General features: G+C 71.0%; 18 protein-coding genes and 1 pseudogene. 8 read left to right on the top strand and 11 right to left on the bottom strand.

What is annotated here, in order from left to right; all coding sequences use genetic code 11:
* Entirely contained in the window at nt 1-1776 is a 1776-nt protein-coding gene (menD, locus tag AC792_RS15405) for a 2-succinyl-5-enolpyruvyl-6-hydroxy-3-cyclohexene-1-carboxylic-acid synthase (RefSeq protein ID WP_235436840.1), read from the top strand.
* On the opposite strand, the gene AC792_RS15400 is transcribed toward menD, so the two are convergent.
* The 4 genes from AC792_RS15400 to AC792_RS15385 all read right to left on the bottom strand — a co-directional run bounded on the left by AC792_RS15400 (nt 1773) and on the right by AC792_RS15385 (nt 5599).
* On the bottom strand, nt 1773-2531 hold the full coding sequence (locus AC792_RS15400) for an amino acid ABC transporter ATP-binding protein (protein WP_049831401.1): 759 nt from the start codon (nt 2529-2531) through the stop codon (nt 1773-1775). The two genes, menD and AC792_RS15400, sit on opposite strands and share 4 nt — an antisense overlap.
* A gap of 5 nt (nt 2532-2536) precedes the next feature.
* Nucleotides 2537-3322 carry an amino acid ABC transporter permease gene (locus AC792_RS15395; RefSeq protein WP_049831375.1) on the bottom strand — a complete coding sequence of 262 codons (786 nt, stop codon included), beginning with the start codon at nt 3320-3322 and terminating at the stop codon, nt 2537-2539.
* Between the two features lie 74 nt (nt 3323-3396).
* Nucleotides 3397-4188, bottom strand: a complete 792-nt coding sequence (locus AC792_RS15390; protein WP_049831374.1) for a transporter substrate-binding domain-containing protein — start codon at nt 4186-4188, stop codon at nt 3397-3399.
* Nucleotides 4189-4258: 70 nt separating this feature from the next.
* Complete coding sequence (locus AC792_RS15385; protein WP_049831373.1) at nt 4259-5599, bottom strand: isochorismate synthase; 1341 nt, start codon at nt 5597-5599, stop codon at nt 4259-4261.
* Between the two features lie 109 nt (nt 5600-5708).
* Here AC792_RS15385 and AC792_RS15380 point away from each other — a divergent pair.
* The 5 genes and pseudogenes from AC792_RS15380 to AC792_RS17390 all read left to right on the top strand — a co-directional run.
* Nucleotides 5709-6398: pseudogene (locus tag AC792_RS15380) on the top strand (demethylmenaquinone methyltransferase); the annotation flags it as partial.
* A gap of 83 nt (nt 6399-6481) precedes the next feature.
* On the top strand, nt 6482-7798 hold the full coding sequence (locus AC792_RS15375; RefSeq protein ID WP_049831372.1) for a geranylgeranyl reductase family protein: 1317 nt from the start codon (nt 6482-6484) through the stop codon (nt 7796-7798).
* Between the two features lie 9 nt (nt 7799-7807).
* Complete coding sequence (locus AC792_RS15370; protein ID WP_049831371.1) at nt 7808-8902, top strand: polyprenyl synthetase family protein; 1095 nt, start codon at nt 7808-7810, stop codon at nt 8900-8902.
* Nucleotides 8903-9098: 196 nt separating this feature from the next.
* Nucleotides 9099-9329: a hypothetical protein gene (locus tag AC792_RS15365; RefSeq protein WP_049831370.1), complete on the top strand. Its 231-nt coding sequence runs from the start codon at nt 9099-9101 to the stop codon at nt 9327-9329.
* A gap of 404 nt (nt 9330-9733) precedes the next feature.
* Entirely contained in the window at nt 9734-9922 is a 189-nt protein-coding gene (locus AC792_RS17390) for a DUF559 domain-containing protein (protein ID WP_049831369.1), read from the top strand.
* A gap of 126 nt (nt 9923-10048) precedes the next feature.
* On the opposite strand, the gene AC792_RS15355 is transcribed toward AC792_RS17390, so the two are convergent.
* The 3 genes from AC792_RS15355 to AC792_RS15345 all read right to left on the bottom strand — a co-directional run bounded on the left by AC792_RS15355 (nt 10049) and on the right by AC792_RS15345 (nt 11647).
* Entirely contained in the window at nt 10049-10525 is a 477-nt protein-coding gene (locus AC792_RS15355) for an HIT family protein (RefSeq protein ID WP_049831368.1), read from the bottom strand.
* A complete protein-coding gene (locus tag AC792_RS15350) occupies nt 10525-10950 on the bottom strand; it encodes a hypothetical protein (protein WP_049831367.1) in 426 nt (141 codons plus the stop codon). The genes AC792_RS15355 and AC792_RS15350 overlap by 1 nt, the downstream gene beginning before the upstream one ends.
* Nucleotides 10951-11011: 61 nt before the next feature.
* On the bottom strand, nt 11012-11647 hold the full coding sequence (locus AC792_RS15345) for a trimeric intracellular cation channel family protein (protein ID WP_049831366.1): 636 nt from the start codon (nt 11645-11647) through the stop codon (nt 11012-11014).
* 137 nt (nt 11648-11784) lie between these two features.
* Here AC792_RS15345 and AC792_RS15340 point away from each other — a divergent pair, with 137 nt between their 5' ends.
* Entirely contained in the window at nt 11785-12750 is a 966-nt protein-coding gene (locus tag AC792_RS15340; RefSeq protein WP_082177811.1) for an alpha/beta hydrolase, read from the top strand.
* Between the two features lie 83 nt (nt 12751-12833).
* On the opposite strand, the gene AC792_RS15335 is transcribed toward AC792_RS15340, so the two are convergent.
* The 3 genes from AC792_RS15335 to AC792_RS15325 all read right to left on the bottom strand — a co-directional run bounded on the left by AC792_RS15335 (nt 12834) and on the right by AC792_RS15325 (nt 14819).
* Nucleotides 12834-13304: an ATP-binding protein gene (locus AC792_RS15335; RefSeq protein WP_082177810.1), complete on the bottom strand. Its 471-nt coding sequence runs from the start codon at nt 13302-13304 to the stop codon at nt 12834-12836.
* Nucleotides 13297-13629 (bottom strand): STAS domain-containing protein, encoded by a 333-nt coding sequence (locus AC792_RS15330; RefSeq protein WP_049831363.1) that lies wholly within the window; start codon nt 13627-13629, stop codon nt 13297-13299. Before AC792_RS15330 ends, AC792_RS15335 begins: the two co-directional genes overlap by 8 nt.
* 89 nt (nt 13630-13718) lie before the next feature.
* Nucleotides 13719-14819, bottom strand: coding sequence for a PP2C family protein-serine/threonine phosphatase (locus AC792_RS15325; protein ID WP_049831362.1), 1101 nt, complete (start codon nt 14817-14819; stop codon nt 13719-13721).
* Between the two features lie 246 nt (nt 14820-15065).
* Here AC792_RS15325 and AC792_RS15320 point away from each other — a divergent pair, with 246 nt between their 5' ends.
* Entirely contained in the window at nt 15066-16781 is a 1716-nt protein-coding gene (locus AC792_RS15320) for a sensor histidine kinase (RefSeq protein WP_235436839.1), read from the top strand.
* Nucleotides 16782-16802: 21 nt separating this feature from the next.
* On the opposite strand, the gene AC792_RS15315 is transcribed toward AC792_RS15320, so the two are convergent.
* On the bottom strand, nt 16803-17948 hold a 1146-nt coding region (locus AC792_RS15315; protein WP_049831360.1), incomplete at its 5' end, for a GAF domain-containing sensor histidine kinase.

The following is a 17948-nucleotide window of genomic DNA, read 5'->3' as shown; positions in this document are numbered from 1 at the left end:
GTGACCGAGATCCCCGCTGCTCCCGACGCCCCGCTCGACCCCGCCCGCGATGCATCCCTCAAGGCACCCCTGGATGCGGCGGCATCCGCCGCCCGCGTGGTGCGGGCCCTCGTCGCCGGTGGCGTGACGGACGTCGTCGTCGCCCCCGGGTCACGGAGCGCGCCCCTGGCGTACGCGCTCGCGGAGGCGGAGGCCGCCGGGGAAGTGCGCCTCCACGTCCGGATCGACGAGCGGTCGGCGGCCTTCACGGCCCTCGGGCTGGCCCTCGGGGCCGGCCGGCCCGCAGCGGTCCTGACGACGTCGGGCACCGCGGTGGGCGAGCTGCTGCCGGCCGTGATGGAGGCCAACCACGCGGCGGTCCCCCTCGTGGTGCTCTCCGCGGACCGCCCGGAGGAACTGCGCGGCACGGGCGCCAACCAGACCACGGTGCAGCCCGGCCTGTTCGGTGTGCACGTGCGGGCCGGCTCCGACCTCGCGGCGGGGGTGGACCCGTACCACGGCGTCGCGCGGGCGCGCCGCCCCGCCGTCGGGCGCTCCGCACCCGGTGAGCCCGCGCTGCCGCCCGGCCCGGTGCCCCTCAAGCTCGCCTTCCGCGACCCGCTGGTCCCGGACTCCGTCTCGTCCTCCGCCCGGGACGGCGGCGGTCCCGTGGCCGACGTCGCACCGGTGCAGGATGCCGAACCGGCCCCCGGGACGGACCACGAGGCGTCCGTGCCGGAGGACCCCGGAACCGGCCGGACCGTGGTGGTCGCCGGTCACGGGGCGGGAGAGCTCGCCGCGGTCTTCGCCGCCCACCTCGGACTGCCCCTGCTCGCCGAGCCGTCGTCCAACGCCCGGTTCGGCGGCAGCGCGATCGCCCCCTATCGCCTGCTCCTCGAGCACCTCGGGCCGATGATCACCCGCGTGGTCACCTTCGGCCGCCCCACGCTGTCCCGGCCGGTCGCGGCGCTGCTGGCCCGCGCCGACGTCGAGCACGCCCTCTACCTCCCGGAGCCGGTGGCCTGGTTCGAGGACGGGCGGCGCCCCGAGCGGATCATCCACCCCCCGCCCGAGCTGCTGGGCTTCGCGGGCCGCGGCGGGGCGGGGCGGCCCGCCCCGGGGCGGGGGGCGGGCGCCGCCGCCGCGGCCGCGGTGCAGACACTCCTCGCCGCGGGGCCGGGACTCAACGGTCTGCACGTGGCCGACGCCGTCTGGGAGCACACGGACGGCAACCGGGTGCTCGGCTCCTCCAACCCGATCCGCGACGTGGATCTCGTGGCCGCCACGGACCAGCACCCGCTCGAGGTGTTCGCCAACCGCGGCCTCGCGGGCATCGACGGCACCGTCTCCACGGCCACGGGCGTGGCGCTCGCCGCGGGCATCCCCACCCGCGCCCTCATGGGGGACCTGACGTTCCTGCACGACGTCGGCGGGCTGCTCCTCGGTGTCGGCGAGCCGCAACCGGACCTGCAGCTCGTGGTGCTCCACGGCGGCGGGGGCGGCATCTTCGGTCTGCTCGCGCCCGGTGCGGAGCCCACGACGGCGCGCTACGGTGCCGCCGTCGAGCGCCTGTTCGGCACCCCGCACACCGTGGACCTCGCCGCCCTGGCCGCCGCCTACGGCCTCGAGCACCAGCGGGCCGGCACGGTGGAGGAGCTCGACGCCGCGCTGGAGGAACCCGTCCGGGGACGCTCGGTCCTCGAGATCAAGGCCGACCGCACCACCCTGCGGGAACTCCACGCCCGCGTCCGGGCGGTGGTGGCCGCCGCAGTGGTCACCCCGGCACCAGGCTCCTAGAGCACCTTCGAGAGGAACAGCTTGGTGCGCTCGTGCTGCGGATCCCCCAGGACGTCCTCGGGCCTGCCCTGCTCCACCACCACGCCGCCGTCCATGAACACCACGCGGTCGCCCACCTCGCGGGCGAAGCCCATCTCGTGGGTCACCACCATCATGGTCATGCCGTCGCGGGCCAGCTGCTTCATGACCTCAAGGACGTCACCCACGAGCTCGGGGTCCAGGGCGCTGGTGGGCTCGTCGAAGAGCATCATGTCCGGGTCCATGGACAGGGCCCGGGCGATGGCCACGCGCTGCTGCTGACCACCCGAGAGCTGCGCGGGAAACGCATCGGCCTTCTCCGCCAGCCCCACCTTGGCGAGGTTCCGCCGGGCGATGTCCACGGCCTCGGCGCGCTTGCGCTTCTTCGCGCGCTGCTGGGCGAGGGTCAGGTTCTTCAGCACGCTCAGGTGCGGGAACAGGTTGAACTGCTGGAACACCATCCCGATGCGCGTGCGCACCCCGTCGAGGTCCGTCTCGCCGTCCGTGATATCGATGCCCTCCACCAGCACGGTGCCGCTGGTGGGCTCCTCGAGCCGGTTGACGCAGCGCAGCAGGGTGGACTTGCCGGAGCCCGAGGGGCCGATCACGCAGACCACCTCGCCCTGGTCCACGTGGAAGTCGATGCCCTTGAGCACCTCGTTGTCGCCGAAGGACTTGTGGAGCGCCCGGATCTCGATCGCGGGGACCGCCGCGCTACCGGATGCTGTGTGGGCCACCGGGATCACCGGCCTCTCTTGTTGTGTCGCTCGAGCTTCGCGACCAGCTGGGTGAGCGGGAGCGTGATCACCAGGTAGAGCAGTGCGGCCACCACCAGGGGCGTCGCGTTCGCGGAGTTCGTCAGGGAGTCGCGGGCGAAGGTCGTGAGCTCGCGGTCGCCGATCGCCATACCCGCGATGAACAGGAGTGAGGTGTCCTTGATGAGGATCACGAGCTCGTTGGTCAGGGGAGGCGTGATGATCCGGAAGGCCTGGGGGAGTACCACCGTGATCATGGTCCAGGCGGGGTTCATGCCGAGGGACCGTGCCGCCTCGACCTGACCCTTGGGCACGGCCTCGATACCAGCCCTGATGGTCTCGGCGATGTATGCCGCCGAGACCACGATGAGGCCGATCAGACCGGCACCCACGCTGCCGCCCGGAGCCTGCCAGGAGAAGGCGATCGGCACGGCGAACGCGAACCCGAAGATCACGAGCAGGGCGGGCAGTCCGCGGAAGAGTTCGATGTAGGCGGTGGCGAGCCAGCGGTACGGCAGCACCGGCGAGAGCTTCATGAGCGCGAGCGCGAGCCCGAACAGCATGCCACCCACGAAGGCGATCGCGGTGTAGACGACGGTGTTCTTCGCCGCGATGGTGAGGATCCCGGGGAAGGCGTCCCGCGCCACGTCGACATTGAAGAAGTAGGGCTGGATCCTCCCCCAGTCGATCGACAGGAGGACGAGGAGGACGACTGCTGCGAAGATCGCGTAGAGGACGCCCTGCGTGAGGCGTCTGCGGGTCGAGCGTTTCACGCGGAGGAACTACCTTCCTTCGAAGGAGATGGGACCGTTCGGCGCCGTCGTCGACGCCGAACGGTGCGATGTGTCTACTCCGAGAAGTAGGTGTCGTAAATCTCCTGGTACCTGCCGTTGTCGCGCAGCTCGGTCAGCTGCTCGTTGACGGCGGAGACGAGGTCCTCGCTGCCGTCCTTGATCATGATGAAGCCGTACTGCTCGTCCGTCGGCAGCTCCTCCGCGATGGTGAAGGCGCCGTCCTCGGTGTGGCCCAGGTTGACCGGGAGGTCCTGGAGGAGGGCGTCGACGTTGCCTGCCTGGATCGCGGCGTACATCTCGGCGTCGGAGGGGTACTGCACGAGCTCGGCCTCAGGGGCGTTCTCCTCGGCGTAGGTGGCACCGGTAGTGCCCTGCTGCACGCCGACCTTCCTGCCCGCGAGGTCGTCGATCGAGGTGATGTCCGAGTCCTCGGGCACGAGGACGGACTGCAGGGAGTCGTAGTACGGATCGGAGAAGGCGAGGTTCACCTCGCGCTCCGGCGTGATGGTCACGGCGCTCGCCCCGATGTCGCACTGCCGTGCGCCCAGGACGGCGCCGCTCTGCAGACCGTCGAACCCGACGTCCTGCACCGAGAGCTCGAGGTCCAGGCCCGTGGCGATCTCGCGCATGAGATCCATGTCGAAGCCGGTGTACTCGCCGTTCTCCTCGTACTCGAAGGGCGGGTACGGGATGTCCGAGCACACGGTCAGCGAACCGGCGGACACGAGGCCCAGGCCGTTCTCCTCCTCGGAGCCGGACCCGGCGTCGTCGCCGCCCCCGCAGGCGCTCAGGGCGAGGGTGCCGGCGGCCAGGGCGGCCAGCACGGCGGTCTTCTTGGTGGACATGGGTACCTCTTCAGGACGGACTGGTGGGAAAGATCGTGACCGATTCTACCGATCCGGGAACGGGCAGCGCTCAGCGTGACAGCCCGAGGGCCTCGATCATGGGCCGGAACTTGCTCCAGGTCTCGGCGAGCTCGGCCTCCGGCTGCGATCCGTCCACGATCCCGCACCCGGCGTAGAGCCTGATCCTCGTGGGTTCCTCGATCACCGCTCCCCGCAGGGCGATGCCCCACTCCCCGTTGCCGGCGGCGTCGATCCACCCCACCGGACCCGCGTAGGGCCCGCGTTCCAGCTGCTCGATCTTGCGGATCAGCGCGCCGGCCACGGTGGTCGGTGTGCCGCAGACGGCGGCCGTGGGATGCAGGGCCTGCACCAGGGCCAGGGAGGTGGGGATCTGCCCGTCCTCGTCCGGTGCCAGTTCCGCCCGGACGTCGGAGGCCAGGTGCCACACGTTGGGCAGCTGCAGCACGAACGGCTCGCTCGGAGCCGTCATGGAGCGGGTGAACGGCCGCAGGGTCCCGGTGAGCGAGTCGATCGCGATCCGGTGCTCGTGGAGCTGCTTCTCCGATCCGGCGAGAACACGCGTGGCGTAGCCCGGATCGTCCTTCGGCGCCTGGGCGCGGTCCAGGGTCCCGGCGAGCACCCGGGCCTGCGCCGTGTTCTCCTCCACCTTGATCAGCATCTCGGGCGTGGACCCGATCAGGCCGTCCACCGAGTAGGTCCAGCAGTCCTCGTACCGGACCGCGAGCTCACGGAGCACCTGCGCGGTGGCCACCGGGGTGTCGAGCCGGGCGACGACGTCCCGTGCCAGGACGAGCTTGGTCAGTTCCTCGGCACGGATGTGCTCCACACCCTCGGCCACGGCGGAGCGGTACCCCTCCTCGCTCACCACCCCGGGCTCCAGGCGGTCGCCGGATCCGGGGGAGCGATCACCGTCGGGCTCCAGCAGGTAGGCGGCCAGGGCGGCCTCCGCCGCCTCCGCGCTCAGCTCGGCGTCGGCGTCGTCCGTGATCAGGGTCAGCCAGCTCGTACCCTCGCTGCACCCGACCACCACCTCGGGGACGATCAGGCGCGAGGCGTGCGGGGAGGTCTTGGAGAAGGCGAAGGACCCGAAGGCGATCAGCCCGGTGCCGGGGACGCCGAGGTGATCGACGATCTCGGCGCCCGCGAGCTCGTTGCGCCACCAGTCCTGTGCGCGGGTGAAGCGGTCCGGTCCGGTGACGGTGAAGCGGGCCGTCTCGCCGTAGGCCACCAGACCGCCGCCGCGCCGGATCCAGGTGTGGGCATCGTTGCGGACCACATGGTCGAGGAGGCCGGTCTGGGGGTCCATGCTGGTCCTGCTCACCGTGATGCTGCGGAGCCCGCGGGACCGCCCGGAGGCAGGGGACAGCGCGGCGAGGGACGGAGTGCTCATGATCCCCCCAGCGTACTCCGCGGCGGAGCGCCTCCCGGGTGCCGACGAGTGAGCTCGCGCACCCCTCCCGCAGTTCGGGCGGTGAGGGTTTCTTTGAGATGATGGTCGGGTGAATCGTGCATCGCTGGAGAAGCGCCCGGATGAAGTGGCAGCCATGTTCGACGACGTGGCGCCCAAGTACGACGTCGTGAACGACGTCCTGTCGATGGGACAGACGCGCCGCTGGCGGCGCGTGGTGGTGGACGCCGTCGGCGCGGAGCCGGGTCAGCGGGTCCTCGACCTCGCGGCCGGCACCGGCACCTCGAGCGAACCCTACGCGGACGCCGGGATCGACGTCGTCGCCTGCGACTTCTCCCTGGGCATGCTGAAGGTGGGCAAGCGGCGCCGCCCGGACATCGACTTCGTGGCCGGTGACGCCACGAACCTGCCGTTCGCGGACGACTCCTTCGACGCGAGCACCATCTCCTTCGGGCTGCGGAACGTGAACGAGCCGAAGCGCGCGCTCGCCGAGATGCTGCGCGTCACCCGTCCCGGCGGGCGTCTGGTCATCGCGGAGTTCTCATCCCCCACCTTCGCCCCGTGGCGCACCGTCTACACGGAGTACCTGATGCGGGCGCTGCCCGCGATCGCCCGCAGGGTCAGCTCCAACCCCGACGCCTACGTGTATCTCGCCGAGTCCATCCGCGCCTGGCCGGACCAGGACGAGCTCGCGGGCTGGATCGCGGAGAGCGGCTGGGGCGACGTCGAGTACCGGAACCTCAACGGCGGGGTCGTGGCCGGCCCCGCGCCCCCAAGGCCGGGGCGCCCGGGGAGGGGCACGGGGAGCCGCCGCTGCTGCCGGGACAGGTCCGGTGGCGCCGTACCACGCCGGCGGCGGGCTAGGTGTCCGTCCTCGTCGTCGGGGCAGGGCCGGCCGGGTCCACCGCCGCCTCCTACCTGGCACGCGCCGGCATCGAGGTCACGGTGCTGGAGAAGACCTTCTTCCCCCGCGAGAAGGTCTGCGGCGACGGACTGACGCCCCGGGCCACGCGCGAACTGCAGTTGCTCGGCCTGCCGCACGAGGAGAGCGAGGGCTGGCGCCGCAACAGGGGCCTGCGCCTCATCGCCGGGTCCCGCACCGTGGAGGTGCCCTGGCCCGAGCTCAGCGACTTCCCCGACTACGGTCTGGTCCGCACGCGCCTCGGCTTCGACGAAGCGCTCGCCGAGCACGCCCGTGCCGCCGGTGCCACCATCCTCGAGGGCCACGCGGTCACCTCCGCCGTCCGCGACGACGCCGGTCGCGTCACCGGTGTCATCGCGAACGTGCTCGACGCCGACGGCCGGAGGACGGGTGAGACGCGCACCTTCACCGCCGACGTCGTCCTCGCCGCTGACGGCAACTCCACCCGCACCGCCGTCAGCCTCGGGATGCAGAAGCGCGACGACCGCCCGCTCGGCGTGGCCGTGCGCACCTACTTCACCAGCCCGCGCACCGACGACGACTGGATGGAGGGCTGGCTCGAGCTCCCCGACGCCACCGGGAGGCCGCTGCCCGGGTACGGCTGGGTGTTCGGCGTGGGCGACGGCACCTCCAACGTGGGCCTCGGGATCCTCAACTCCTCGGCGGAGTTCGGCAAGCTGGACTACAAGCAGGTGCTCCGGGACTGGACCGCCGGGATGCCCTCCGAATGGGGTTTCTCCCCCGAGAACCAGGTGGGGGAGATCCGCGGCGCGGCACTGCCCATGGGCTTCAACCGCACACCGCACTACAGCCCCGGCCTCCTGCTCCTCGGTGACGCCGGCGGGATGGTGTCCCCGTTCAACGGTGAGGGCATCTCCTACGCCATGGAGTCGGCGCGGTACGCGGCCGAGTTCATCGAGCGGTCGCAGGGCGTGGGCTCACCCCTGGGGCGGGACCAGGTGATGTCCGGGTACGCGCCGTACGTCCGTGAGCAGTGGGGCAGCCACTTCACCCTCGGCAGGATCTTCGCGCAGCTGATCGGTAAACCAGCCATCCTCTCGCTCGCCCTGCGCACCGGCATGCCGGTGCCGGTGCTCATGCGCTTCGTGGTGCGCATGCTCGCGAATCTCACGGACGCCGGCGGCCGGGGCTTCGAGGACCGCGTGATCCACCTGCTCGAGTCCCTCGTCCCGCCCACCACCAACCAACCCGCCGCGGTGCACCACCCACGTGCGCGCAGCGCCGCCCTCCTTCGTTAGTCTTAGTCCGTGACACATTCCTTCAACTCCGGGTGGACCAGCGGCGGCAGTGCCGGCGCGTTGGACACCACGGAGCTCGCCGTGGACGGGGATTCACTGCCACTGCCCCCCGGTTTCGCCCTCATCGCCGAGGACCCGGAACTGGGGCCGTCCGTCTCCTCCTGCCTCGCGGAGGTGGAGAAGCAGCTGCGCGAGGCCATCTCCCACTCGGACCCCCTCGCCGACGCTACGAGTCGGCACCTGGTGGAGGCCGGCGGCAAGCGCATCCGCCCCCTGCTCACCCTCCTCGCCTCCCACCTCGGCAACCCGACGCGTTCCAAGGTGGTGCAGGCCGCCGTCGTCGTCGAGCTCACGCACCTGGCCACGCTCTACCACGACGACGTCATGGACTCCGCGCCCTACCGCCGCGGCGCCCCCACCGCCCACGCCGTGTGGGGCAACTCGGTGGCGATCCTCACCGGCGACCTCATCTTCGCCCGTGCGTCCATCCTCGTGTCCGAGCTCGGCGGCGAGGCCCTCGGCATCCAGGCCCGCACCTTCGAGCGGCTCTGCCTGGGGCAGCTGCACGAGACCGTGGGACCGCGCGAGGGTCAGGACGACCTCGAGCACTACCTCTCGGTGATCGCGGACAAGACCGGATCGCTCGTGGCGGCCTCCGGTCAGCTTGGCGCCCTGTTCGCCGACACGTCCCCCGAGGTTGTGGACGTCATGGTCTCCTACGGGGAGAAGGTGGGTGTCGCCTTCCAGCTCGCCGACGACGTCATCGACGTCACGGGTCTCAAGGTGAAGTCCGGCAAGGCCCCCGGCACGGATCTCCGCGAGGGCGTACCCACGCTCCCCGTGATCCTGCTGCGCCGCGCCGCCGCCGCCGGGGACGCCTCCGCGGCCGACGTCGTCGCCCTCGTGGACGGTGACCTGACCTCCGACGAGGCCCTCGCCGAGGCCGTGGCCGCCGTCCGCTCCCACCCCGAGACGCAGCAGGCGTGGGCCGTGGCGCAGCAGTGGGCGGACGACGCCGTCGACGCCCTGGAGCCCCTCCCGGACAGCGTGGTCAAGCAGGCGCTGGCCGCCTTCGCGCAGGCCGTGGTCAGCAGGGACGTCTGACCCGCGGTCCCACCCGCCGTCGTTGCCGGCCTTCGAACGCACCAGCGGCCGGATGCGGCGTGTCGTGACTCGACACGCCCCTGCGTCCCTGAAACCGCGGACGATGGCCGTTGAGACCACCCTTGGTCGCCAAGGCTCGTCCACATAGTGCTCCTGCGTATCCTCCGTCCTCCTGACGAGGGTGTGCACTGGCGGGATGAGGATCGAGACCGTCCTGACCGCTCTCGGGGGAGCGGCCCCCACGCACGCCCTGTACGCCCGGGGTATCAGCCGGTGGGAGATCGCCCGCGGTGTCGACGAGGATCGCGTGATCAGGGTCCGCCGGGGCATCCTCGCCCTGGCCGACGCGCCGTCCGATCTCGTGACAGCGGTCAGCGAGCACGCGCGTCTCACCTGTGTCTCGGCGGCACGGCATTACGGCCTCTAGTGCCTACGGGAGCCGGGTGAACTCCACCTCTCCCGACCGGACGGCACAGGGCCCGGATGCGTGAATCACCGCACTCGTTCGGTGCCCGTTCATCCCCGCCTGCCGCTCGTCGGACTCGTCGACGTGCTCGTGCACGTGCTGCAGTGCCGGCCCGAGGAGGAATCGGTGCCGGTGGTGGAATGCGCGCTACGGCGGGGCGACACCGTGCCGGCCTTCCTCCGGGCGCGGCTGCCCGGATCCCGGAACGGGAAGGCGCGAGCGGCGCTGGCGAAGGTGGACTGTTCGGCGGACTCTGCCATCGAAGTGGTGGTGCGCCTGCTGCTCACCGGAGCGGGGCTGGCCGTACGGCCTCAGGTGCTGATCAAGGACGTGGGGCGCGTCGACTCCTCGTCGAGGACTTCCTCGTGGTGGAAATCGACGGTGCCGCCTTCCACACCGGCCGGCAGGCACTGCGCCGCGACCGTCAGCGGAACAACATGACGATCATCAGCGGGTACACGGTGCTCCGCTTCTGCTACGAGGACGTGATGTTCTCCCCCGACCGGGTCCTCGCGGCCGTCCTGGCGGTCCTCGGGGGACGACCGATCCGGTGACGCGTCGCCGTCGTTCACGCGTATCGCGGCTCACACGCCCGTATCATGGCGTGTCGGCGCGCGACACGCTGGTCCGGGTGGGAAGGCGGGAACGACGGCGGGCCGCAGCCGCAGCCCTCGGCCGGCCTACGACGCCGGGAGGAACGCCCTCAGCTCGGCCGCCTTCCGGGCCCGGACCTCCGGGTCCACGACGGGCCGCTTCGGGGTGAAATAGAAGCCGTCGTCGAACCAGCGCGGCAGGACGTGCTGGTGGTAGTGCCACACGTGCTGGCTGCCGGCGGGCTCGTTGTGCTGCCGCGTGGAGACGCCGTCGGGCTCCCACGCCCGTTTGATGGCGATCGCGATGTCCCGGGTGAGGGTCATGATCCGGGCCGCGGCGTCGTCGGGCAGTTCGTACAGCAGCTCCACGTGGGCCCGCGGCGTGATGAGCACGTGCCCCGGGTTCGGCTCGAAGCCGTGGGACGCGATGAACGCCAGCGTGAGATCGTCCGAGTAGATCAGGTCACCGGGGCGGCACAGGTTCCTCTCGTTGCCGAAGTCCCCGCGGGCGAGATCGCAGAACGGGCACCGGTACCCCTCGGGGGCGTGGTGGGCGAACTCCATCAGTTCTCCTCGTCCTCCTCGAAGACCCACTCGAAGAGATCCAGCACGTACTCGGTGAACGTGCCCTCCTCGCTCTGCCACTCGCCGCGGGCGTTGTGCCGCCGCCACACGATCGGGTCGGGGACGTCCAGCTGGTCCACCCGGATGCCCCAGGTGTACTCCTCGTCCTCGTCCTCGAGGAACAGGAGGAAGCCGTCCTCGATCTCGAGCTCGTCCGGGTCCCAGAAGAAGTGGAAGGCCTCCATGACGTCCTCGGTGGCGCCGACGGCACGGTAGAACTCGTACAGGGCCAGCGGGAGCTCGAAGTCCTTGTCCTCGAGGTACTCCGTGAGTTCGGCCTCGGACAGGCCGTCCTCCTCCGCCCACTCGTCCTCGAAGTACTGCGGTACCAGGGCGCGGAATTTGTCGGCGAAGAGCTCAGTCACAGGTACTCCAGGAGTGGTGGTGGGGATGCTCCTATCCTAGCCGCCGCACCCCCGGCGCGGTTCACCGCCGGTCACGTTGCACCCGGGCGGCGAGCGGCGCCCGCCACCCGTAGCGCCACCCGAGCACCCGCAGGGAGAACACGAGCGACGCCGCCAGCATGCCGGTCACGAGCGTGAAGGTGGACGTCACGTACAGGACGGTGACGACGGCGGCGCCGAGCATCGCGGGCAGCGCGTAGATGTCGCGGGGGTCGAAGAGCTGGGGGATCTCGTTCGCGACGACGTCGCGCAGGAGCCCGCCGCCCACGGCGGTGGTCACCCCGAGGAGGGCGGCGGAGAAGGGGTTGAGCCCCGCCTCGAGGGCCTTGACGGTCCCGGTGATGCAGAACAGGGCGAGCCCGCCGGCGTCGAAGACCACGAGCACGCGCTTCACGCGCTCCACGCCGGAGAGGACGAAGTACACCAGGACGGTGGCGAGCAGCGGCGGCACGAGGTACACCGGGGCGGTGAAGGCCGCGGGCGGTACGCCGATGATGAGGTCCCGCACCACGCCACCGCCGAGGGACGCCAGCGAGGCCAGGAGGAGCGAGCCCACGAGGTCGAAGCCCTTGCGGGCGGCCAGCAGGGACCCGGACACGGCGAAGAAGAACACGCCGAGGAGATCCGCGGCGAGGCCCGCGGAGGAGGCTGCGTCCATCGTCTCCTCCGGGGATCGGGAAGCGGGCCGTACGGGTGGCGGGCCCTGCCCGCACGTCCGTGGACCGGGGCGGGAAGGGCCTGGACCAGCATGACAGAGCAGGCGCCACGGGGAGGGGTCCGCACTAGGCTGGGGCCATGACGAGCCCTTCCGCAGCACCCGAGGACGTCCGGCCGAGCACGGGGGACGGTTCCCTGCCGATGCGCCTGGCGTGCCGCCTGATCGGCCTGCTGCCCACGAAGCGGAACATGAGCGGTACCGAGTGGGTGGATGCGACGTACCCGGATCGCGCCTACCCCTCCACGGCGGCCCTCCCGTGGACGTTCAAGCAGACCCACACCATCCAGGAGCGCCGGATCGACGGCGTGCGCACCATCACGGTGCGGCCCCTGCTCGGCGCCACGCGTTCGCACATCGTCTACACGCACGGCGGCACCTTCATCAACGAGCTGGGCCGACCGCACTGGTGGATCATCGCCGAGCTCACGAAGCGCACGGGCGCCACGGTGACGGTGCCGCTGTACCGCCTGGCCCCGGAGAGCACGTACCGGGAGGCGTTCCCCTATCTGGTGTCCGTCTACCGGGAGGTCCTGCGGACCTCGGCGCCGGAGGACGTGACCCTCATGGGCGATTCCGCCGGCGGCAACCTCGCCATCGCCCAGACCTGGGCATTCGGCGACGCCGGCCTGCCCGCACCGGGCCGGGTGGTCGCGATCTCACCGTGGCTCGACGTCACCGGTACCAATCCGGAGATCCCGATGTACGACGCCGTGGACCCCATGCTCTCCGTCCCGGGAGGCGTGCGGGCGGGGTCGTGGTGGGCCGGCGGCGATGATCCGCGGACCCCGCTGGTGAGCCCGGCCCACGCGCCGGAGGAGCTGCTGTCCAGGGTGCCGGTGACCCGGATCTACCAGGGCACCAGGGACGTGTGCATGGCGGACGCGAAGGTGTTCCGTGATCGCGCGGTCGCGGCGGGGGCGGATGTGAGGCTGAGCGTGTACCCGGGGGCGTTCCACGTCTTCCCGGCCTTCCCCCGGCTGCCGGAGTCGCGCGCGGTGTTCGCGGACATCGAGGAGTTCCTCGGGCGCCCGGCACTTCCGTGAGGGCTGCGGGAGGACGACGGGTGCCGTGACCCCGTGGGGAGCGGGACCAGGGGCGACGACGGCGGTGGGCGCGGTGGCCGCGGTCAGGTCCTGGACGCGGACTCCCGCGAGAGCACCCACCTGTTCGTGGTGCCCTGACGCTCCACCGTCACGGTGCTGACCAGCGCCCGGATCATGGACAGGCCGCGTCCGGACTCGTCGAGGTTCTCCTGCAGGTCGTCAGCGGACGAGGACGAGCCCTCGGGTGCGGTGTCGCCGCCGAACCCCTCGACACCGTGCAGCGGGGCGGCGCCGATCTCGCTGATCACGGCGCGCAGCCGTTCGCGCGTCACCGTGAGCTCCACCCCGAGCAGCAGCTGGGCCTCCGCGGCGGGGACGCCGTGCTGCACCACGTTGCTCGCGGCCTCCACCACGGCGGTGGTGAAGGCCATCTGGTCCAGCGGCGGGACGAAGTCCGCGTCGACCCAGAGGTCGTCGAGGATGTCGTGCAGGTTCTCGATCGACCCTTCGGTGGCGGGTTCCTCGAGGGTGCGCTGCACCACCGGCTCATTCATTGCCGAAGGCCTCGGCGGGCGAGGCGTGCGGGGTGAGGACCCGGTGCATGCTGGTGAGTTCGAGCACCATGTTGACCTGCGGCTGGACCGCGGCGATCCGCAGGTCGCCACCGGACTGCCGGGCGAGCTTCAGGCAGCCGATGAGAGCACCCAGCCCGGAGGAGTCCATGAAGCTGGTGTCCGCGAGATTGACCACGATCCGCTTCGCCCCGGCGCCCACGACGCCGTCGATGACCTCCCGCAGCTTCGGTGCGGCCACCATGTTCAGGCGCCCGTTGGCGGAGACCTCCGTGTAGCGCCCCTTGTCCTCCGTGGTGAATTCCATCTGCTGTACCTCTCTCCTGTTCACTGTTCATGGATCTCCGGTCCGCACGGACGTACCGACCGGTCCCGGCGGCCCCGCCGGGTCCGCCGTCAGACCGGAGCCCGCTGCAGGACCACCACGGTGACGTCGTCGGCCACCTCGGGGACGTCCGCCAGAGCGAGCAGGACGGCGCAGGCCTCCTCGGGGCAGGCCGCCGAGGTGATCACGCCGGCCACGGCGAGGGTGAACTCCTCCACCGTCGCGTAGATGTCGAGCAGACCGTCACTGATGATGGCGAGCGAGTCGCCGGGTGCGAGGTCCACGCTGCCCGGGACCCACGTCTGGTCCGGCCACGCGCCGACGGGGGGCCCGCAGGAGGCGAGCCGGGCCACCTCCCCGCCGGCCGAGACGTGCAGGGCCAGCCCGTGGCCGGCGTCCACGTAGCCCACCGTGCCCGTGGCGGCGTCGAGGCGGCCGTGGAAGAGCGTGACGAAGGAGCTGGTCTGCTCGAGATCCGCCTCCGTGGCGCGCGCAGCCATCTCGAACGCGGTGCCGATGCTCGGCTGCCGCGACGCCGATCGCATGGTGGCGCGGACCGTCGCGGCAATCAGGGCGGCGCCCATGCCCTTGCCCATGGCGTCCGCCACGGTCACGTGCAGGCCGTCCGCGGTCCCGTACCAGTCGTAGAAGTCCCCGGCCACGCTCCTGGACGGCCGGAACCGGCCCGCCAGCTCGTACCCCGGCAACCGCAGGTTGTCCCGTGGCAGCAGGTTGTGCTGGACCTCGGCCGCCCGCTGCCGCTCATCGGCGTTGGCGACGTCCACCGCGGCCTGCCGGCTCTGGCGGCGGAACAGGGAGTTGATGCGGGCCACGAGCTCGCGGGGGCTGAAGGGTTTGCTGATGTAGTCGTCGGCGCCGGTCTCCAGCCCGGTGAGCCGCTCGATCTCGTCCGTCCGCGCGGTGATCATCAGGATGTACGCGTCGGAGAAGGCACGGACCTCGCGGCACACCTCCACGCCGTCGCCGTCGGGCAGGTTGAGGTCCAGGGTGATCAGATCCGCTCCTCCGCGGGCCTTCTCGAGTCCCTCCCGCGCGGTGCCGGCCTCCATCACCTCGAAGCCCTCGCGCTTCAGGATCTGCACGAGCAGGCTCCGGATGTCGACGTCGTCCTCGACGACCAGAGCGCGGCGGTGTTCCGGGGCGGCAGTCATGGCTCTCATTAAACGCTACTTGTCGACTACTCGGACGTTCCCGCGCCCTCCGCCGGGAACACGTGGAGCACCTTCGCCGGAATGCCCGGGTTGTTGAGCGGAACCTGACCTGATCTTGAGGTACGGAACGCGATGATCCGAGCCGAATCAACGGGCTGCCGCGTTATTCTGTGGTGGCTGACGCGCCCGTGCTCGTCCGCCGCCACCGGGACCGCGCCGTCGGGAGACGGACGGGACAGCTCGACGATGACAGGACAAGGCCGGCTCATGGACAAGGTGCTCTCCTACCTGACGCTCAACACGCGGCAGTTCCACGAGCTGACCCTCCGGGCCAGGGTGGTCCTCAGTCAGCTGCCGCTTTTCCTCACCGTCCTGCTGATCGTGGTCGGCGGGCTCCTGTTCCACCCCCGGCTCTTCCTGAGCGAGGTCTTCCTGCTCGGCCTCGGGCTCCAGGCGGTCCTGCTCGCCGTCTGCGTCCTGGTGCCCTGGGACCGGCTCCCTCACCCCACCTTCCTCGTCGTCCCGCTCCTCGACTTCGTCCCGATCGGCCTCATGCGCCATGGCGCGGGGGACGTGATCACGGGCGTGGGCCTGCTCAGCGTCTTCCCCGTGGTCTGGCTCGCGGCCTCGGGCCTGTTCCCCCGTGCCGCCCTCGCCGCGGGGTTCCTCGGTTCGCTCGCCGTGGTGTGGTTGCCCCTCTTCCTCACCGACGACGCCGTCAACTCCGGATCGCTCAGCCAGTCCTTCCTCCTGCCCTTCATCATGCTCGCCATCGGGGTGAGCATCCGGGTGATGACCGGCAGCATGATGGCGCAGCAGCGGATCGTGGAGGAGAAGGACGCCGCACTCCAGGTGCTGCTGAAGGAGAGCGCCCGTCGCGAGCGGCTGCTGGACACGGTGGTGAACAGCGTGGACACCGGGCTGCTCGCCGTCGACGAGGAGGGGCGCCAGGTCCTCGCGAACCGGAAGCTGGAGAAACTGCGTACCCTCGCAGGTGGGGACGCGGGGACCGGTGAGGCCGGGCTCGCGATCTTCCAGCAGGACGGCGTCACCGAGCTGCCCGCGTCGCGCAGACCCACACGGCGGGCCGGTGAGGGCCAGGTGTTCTCCGACTACCTGATCTGGTGGGGTGTACGTCCGGGGCAGCGTGTGCTCTCGACGTCGTCACGGCTCATGCGGAACCAGGAGGGTGCCCACGAGGGATCCGTGGTGACCTTCACGGACGTCACGGAGCTGGTCACGGCGCTGAACGCGAAGGACGAGTTCGTGGCCACGGTGTCCCACGAGCTCCGGACACCGCTGACCGCGATCCGGGGCTATCTCGAACTCCTCACCAGCATCCCGGACCTGGAACCCGAGGTGGCCTCGGGCCTCGAGGTGGTCTCCCGCAACTCCGAGCGGCTCCACAAGCTCGTGGTGGACCTGCTCTCCTCCGCGGAGGAATCCCCCGAGATCGCCCCGGACCGCACCGACTTCTCGGCCCTGGTCGCCGAGCGGGTGGACCAGGCCCGCCAGCGCAACGTCAACCCGCTGGTGCATTTCGAGGAGTTCACCACCGCCGGGATGGCGGCGTGGTGCGACGCCGCGCGGATCGGCCAGGTCCTCGACAACCTGCTCTCGAACGCGGTCAAGTACTCGCCCGACGGCGGGCGCGTGCGCGTGGGTGCGGCCCTGGTGGACGGCGGGATCGAGTGCAGCGTGGAGGACCAGGGCAGCGGGATGTCGGAGGACGAGATCGACGGTGTGTTCTCGAAGTTCTTCCGGACCTCCGCGGCCCGCCACGCCGCCATCCCCGGGGTGGGGCTCGGCCTGGCCATCTCGAAGGCGATCGTGGAACAGCACGGCGGCGTGATCAGCTGCAGGAGCGTGGAGGGCCGGGGGTCCACCTTCACCTTCAGGCTCCCTCCCACGGCGACGCTCGAGGGTCCGCAACCCGCGGACCACGGGACGCGGGTGCCCTGAGGCCGGGAGCCGCCGGTCCGGTCAGTACGCCGGTCCCAGGTCCACCGTGACGGTGGTGCCGCCCCCCGGGGTCTCCGTGATGTCGATCGACCCCTCGTGCGCGACGGCGATCCGCGCGCAGGTCGCCAGGCCGATCCCGCTGCCCTCGGGGTCGTCCTCGCGCCGCAGCCGTACCAGCGGTTCCAGGACGCGACGCCGGTCCGCCGGGTCGATCCCCTTCCCGTGGTCGATCACCCGCAGGACCTGGCGCTCACCGCGCTCGGCGAGCACCAGGACCTGCGGCGGGACACCGGGGACCGAGTACTTGACGGCGTTGGAGACCAGGTTCTGCAGCAGCGCCGTGACCTGTGCCCGGTCCACCAGCAGCTGTGCCTCCTGCACCTGGACCACGGCGTCGTGCGAGGTGGTGAGCGGCAGGATGTCCTGCAGCACATCGCTCAGTATCGTGCTCAGCCGCACCTCCTCCCGGGTGATCGACCCGCCGATCCGGGAGAACTCGAGGACCTCCTGCACGGTGGAGAGCATGCGGTGCGCGCTCCCGCGGATGATGCTGAAGTAGCGTGCGGCCGGACCCGCGGACTGCACCGCGGTGTCCTGCTCGCTGAGTTCGGTGTACCCGAGGATCGCCGTCAGCGGGTTCTTCAGGTCATGGCTGACACGAGCGGCGAAACCGGCCAGATCCTCGTTGCTGCGCCGCACCACCTCGAGCGCCTCGATGAGCTGCCGGGTCTTCAACTGCAGTTCGAGGACCTCCACCACCTGGCGGGCGAGGATCTCGAGACCCTCGCGCTGCTCGTCGTCGAGGGCCACGACGTTCGGGGAGAACACGCAGAGGCTGCCGAGTGCGTAGCCGTCCGTCGTCACCAACGGGACGGACGCGTAGGACCTGACCGTCGCGATCCTGCCGTCCACGAAGGGGTTGTCCCTGAAGCGCGGATCCGCCGAGGCGTCGGCCAGAGCCGTGATGGAGGGGGAGAGGAAGACCTTGGAGCACATGGAGTCCTCGCGGGAGCAGATGCCCGCGTCCACGCCCACCGCGGCGATCTGGTGCTGCTGATCGGCGGTGATGATGTTGATGACACCGGACTGCGTGCCGCTGACCCGCACCGCCAGTTTCACCAGATCGAGCAGTTCCGGCGGGGTCTCGTACTCTGCCCGCTCCACGGG

It is taken from the genome of Arthrobacter sp. RIT-PI-e (assembly GCF_001187915.1).
GTDB lineage: Bacteria > Actinomycetota > Actinomycetes > Actinomycetales > Micrococcaceae > Arthrobacter_D.
This window is presented reverse-complemented; position numbering and strand designations above follow the sequence as displayed.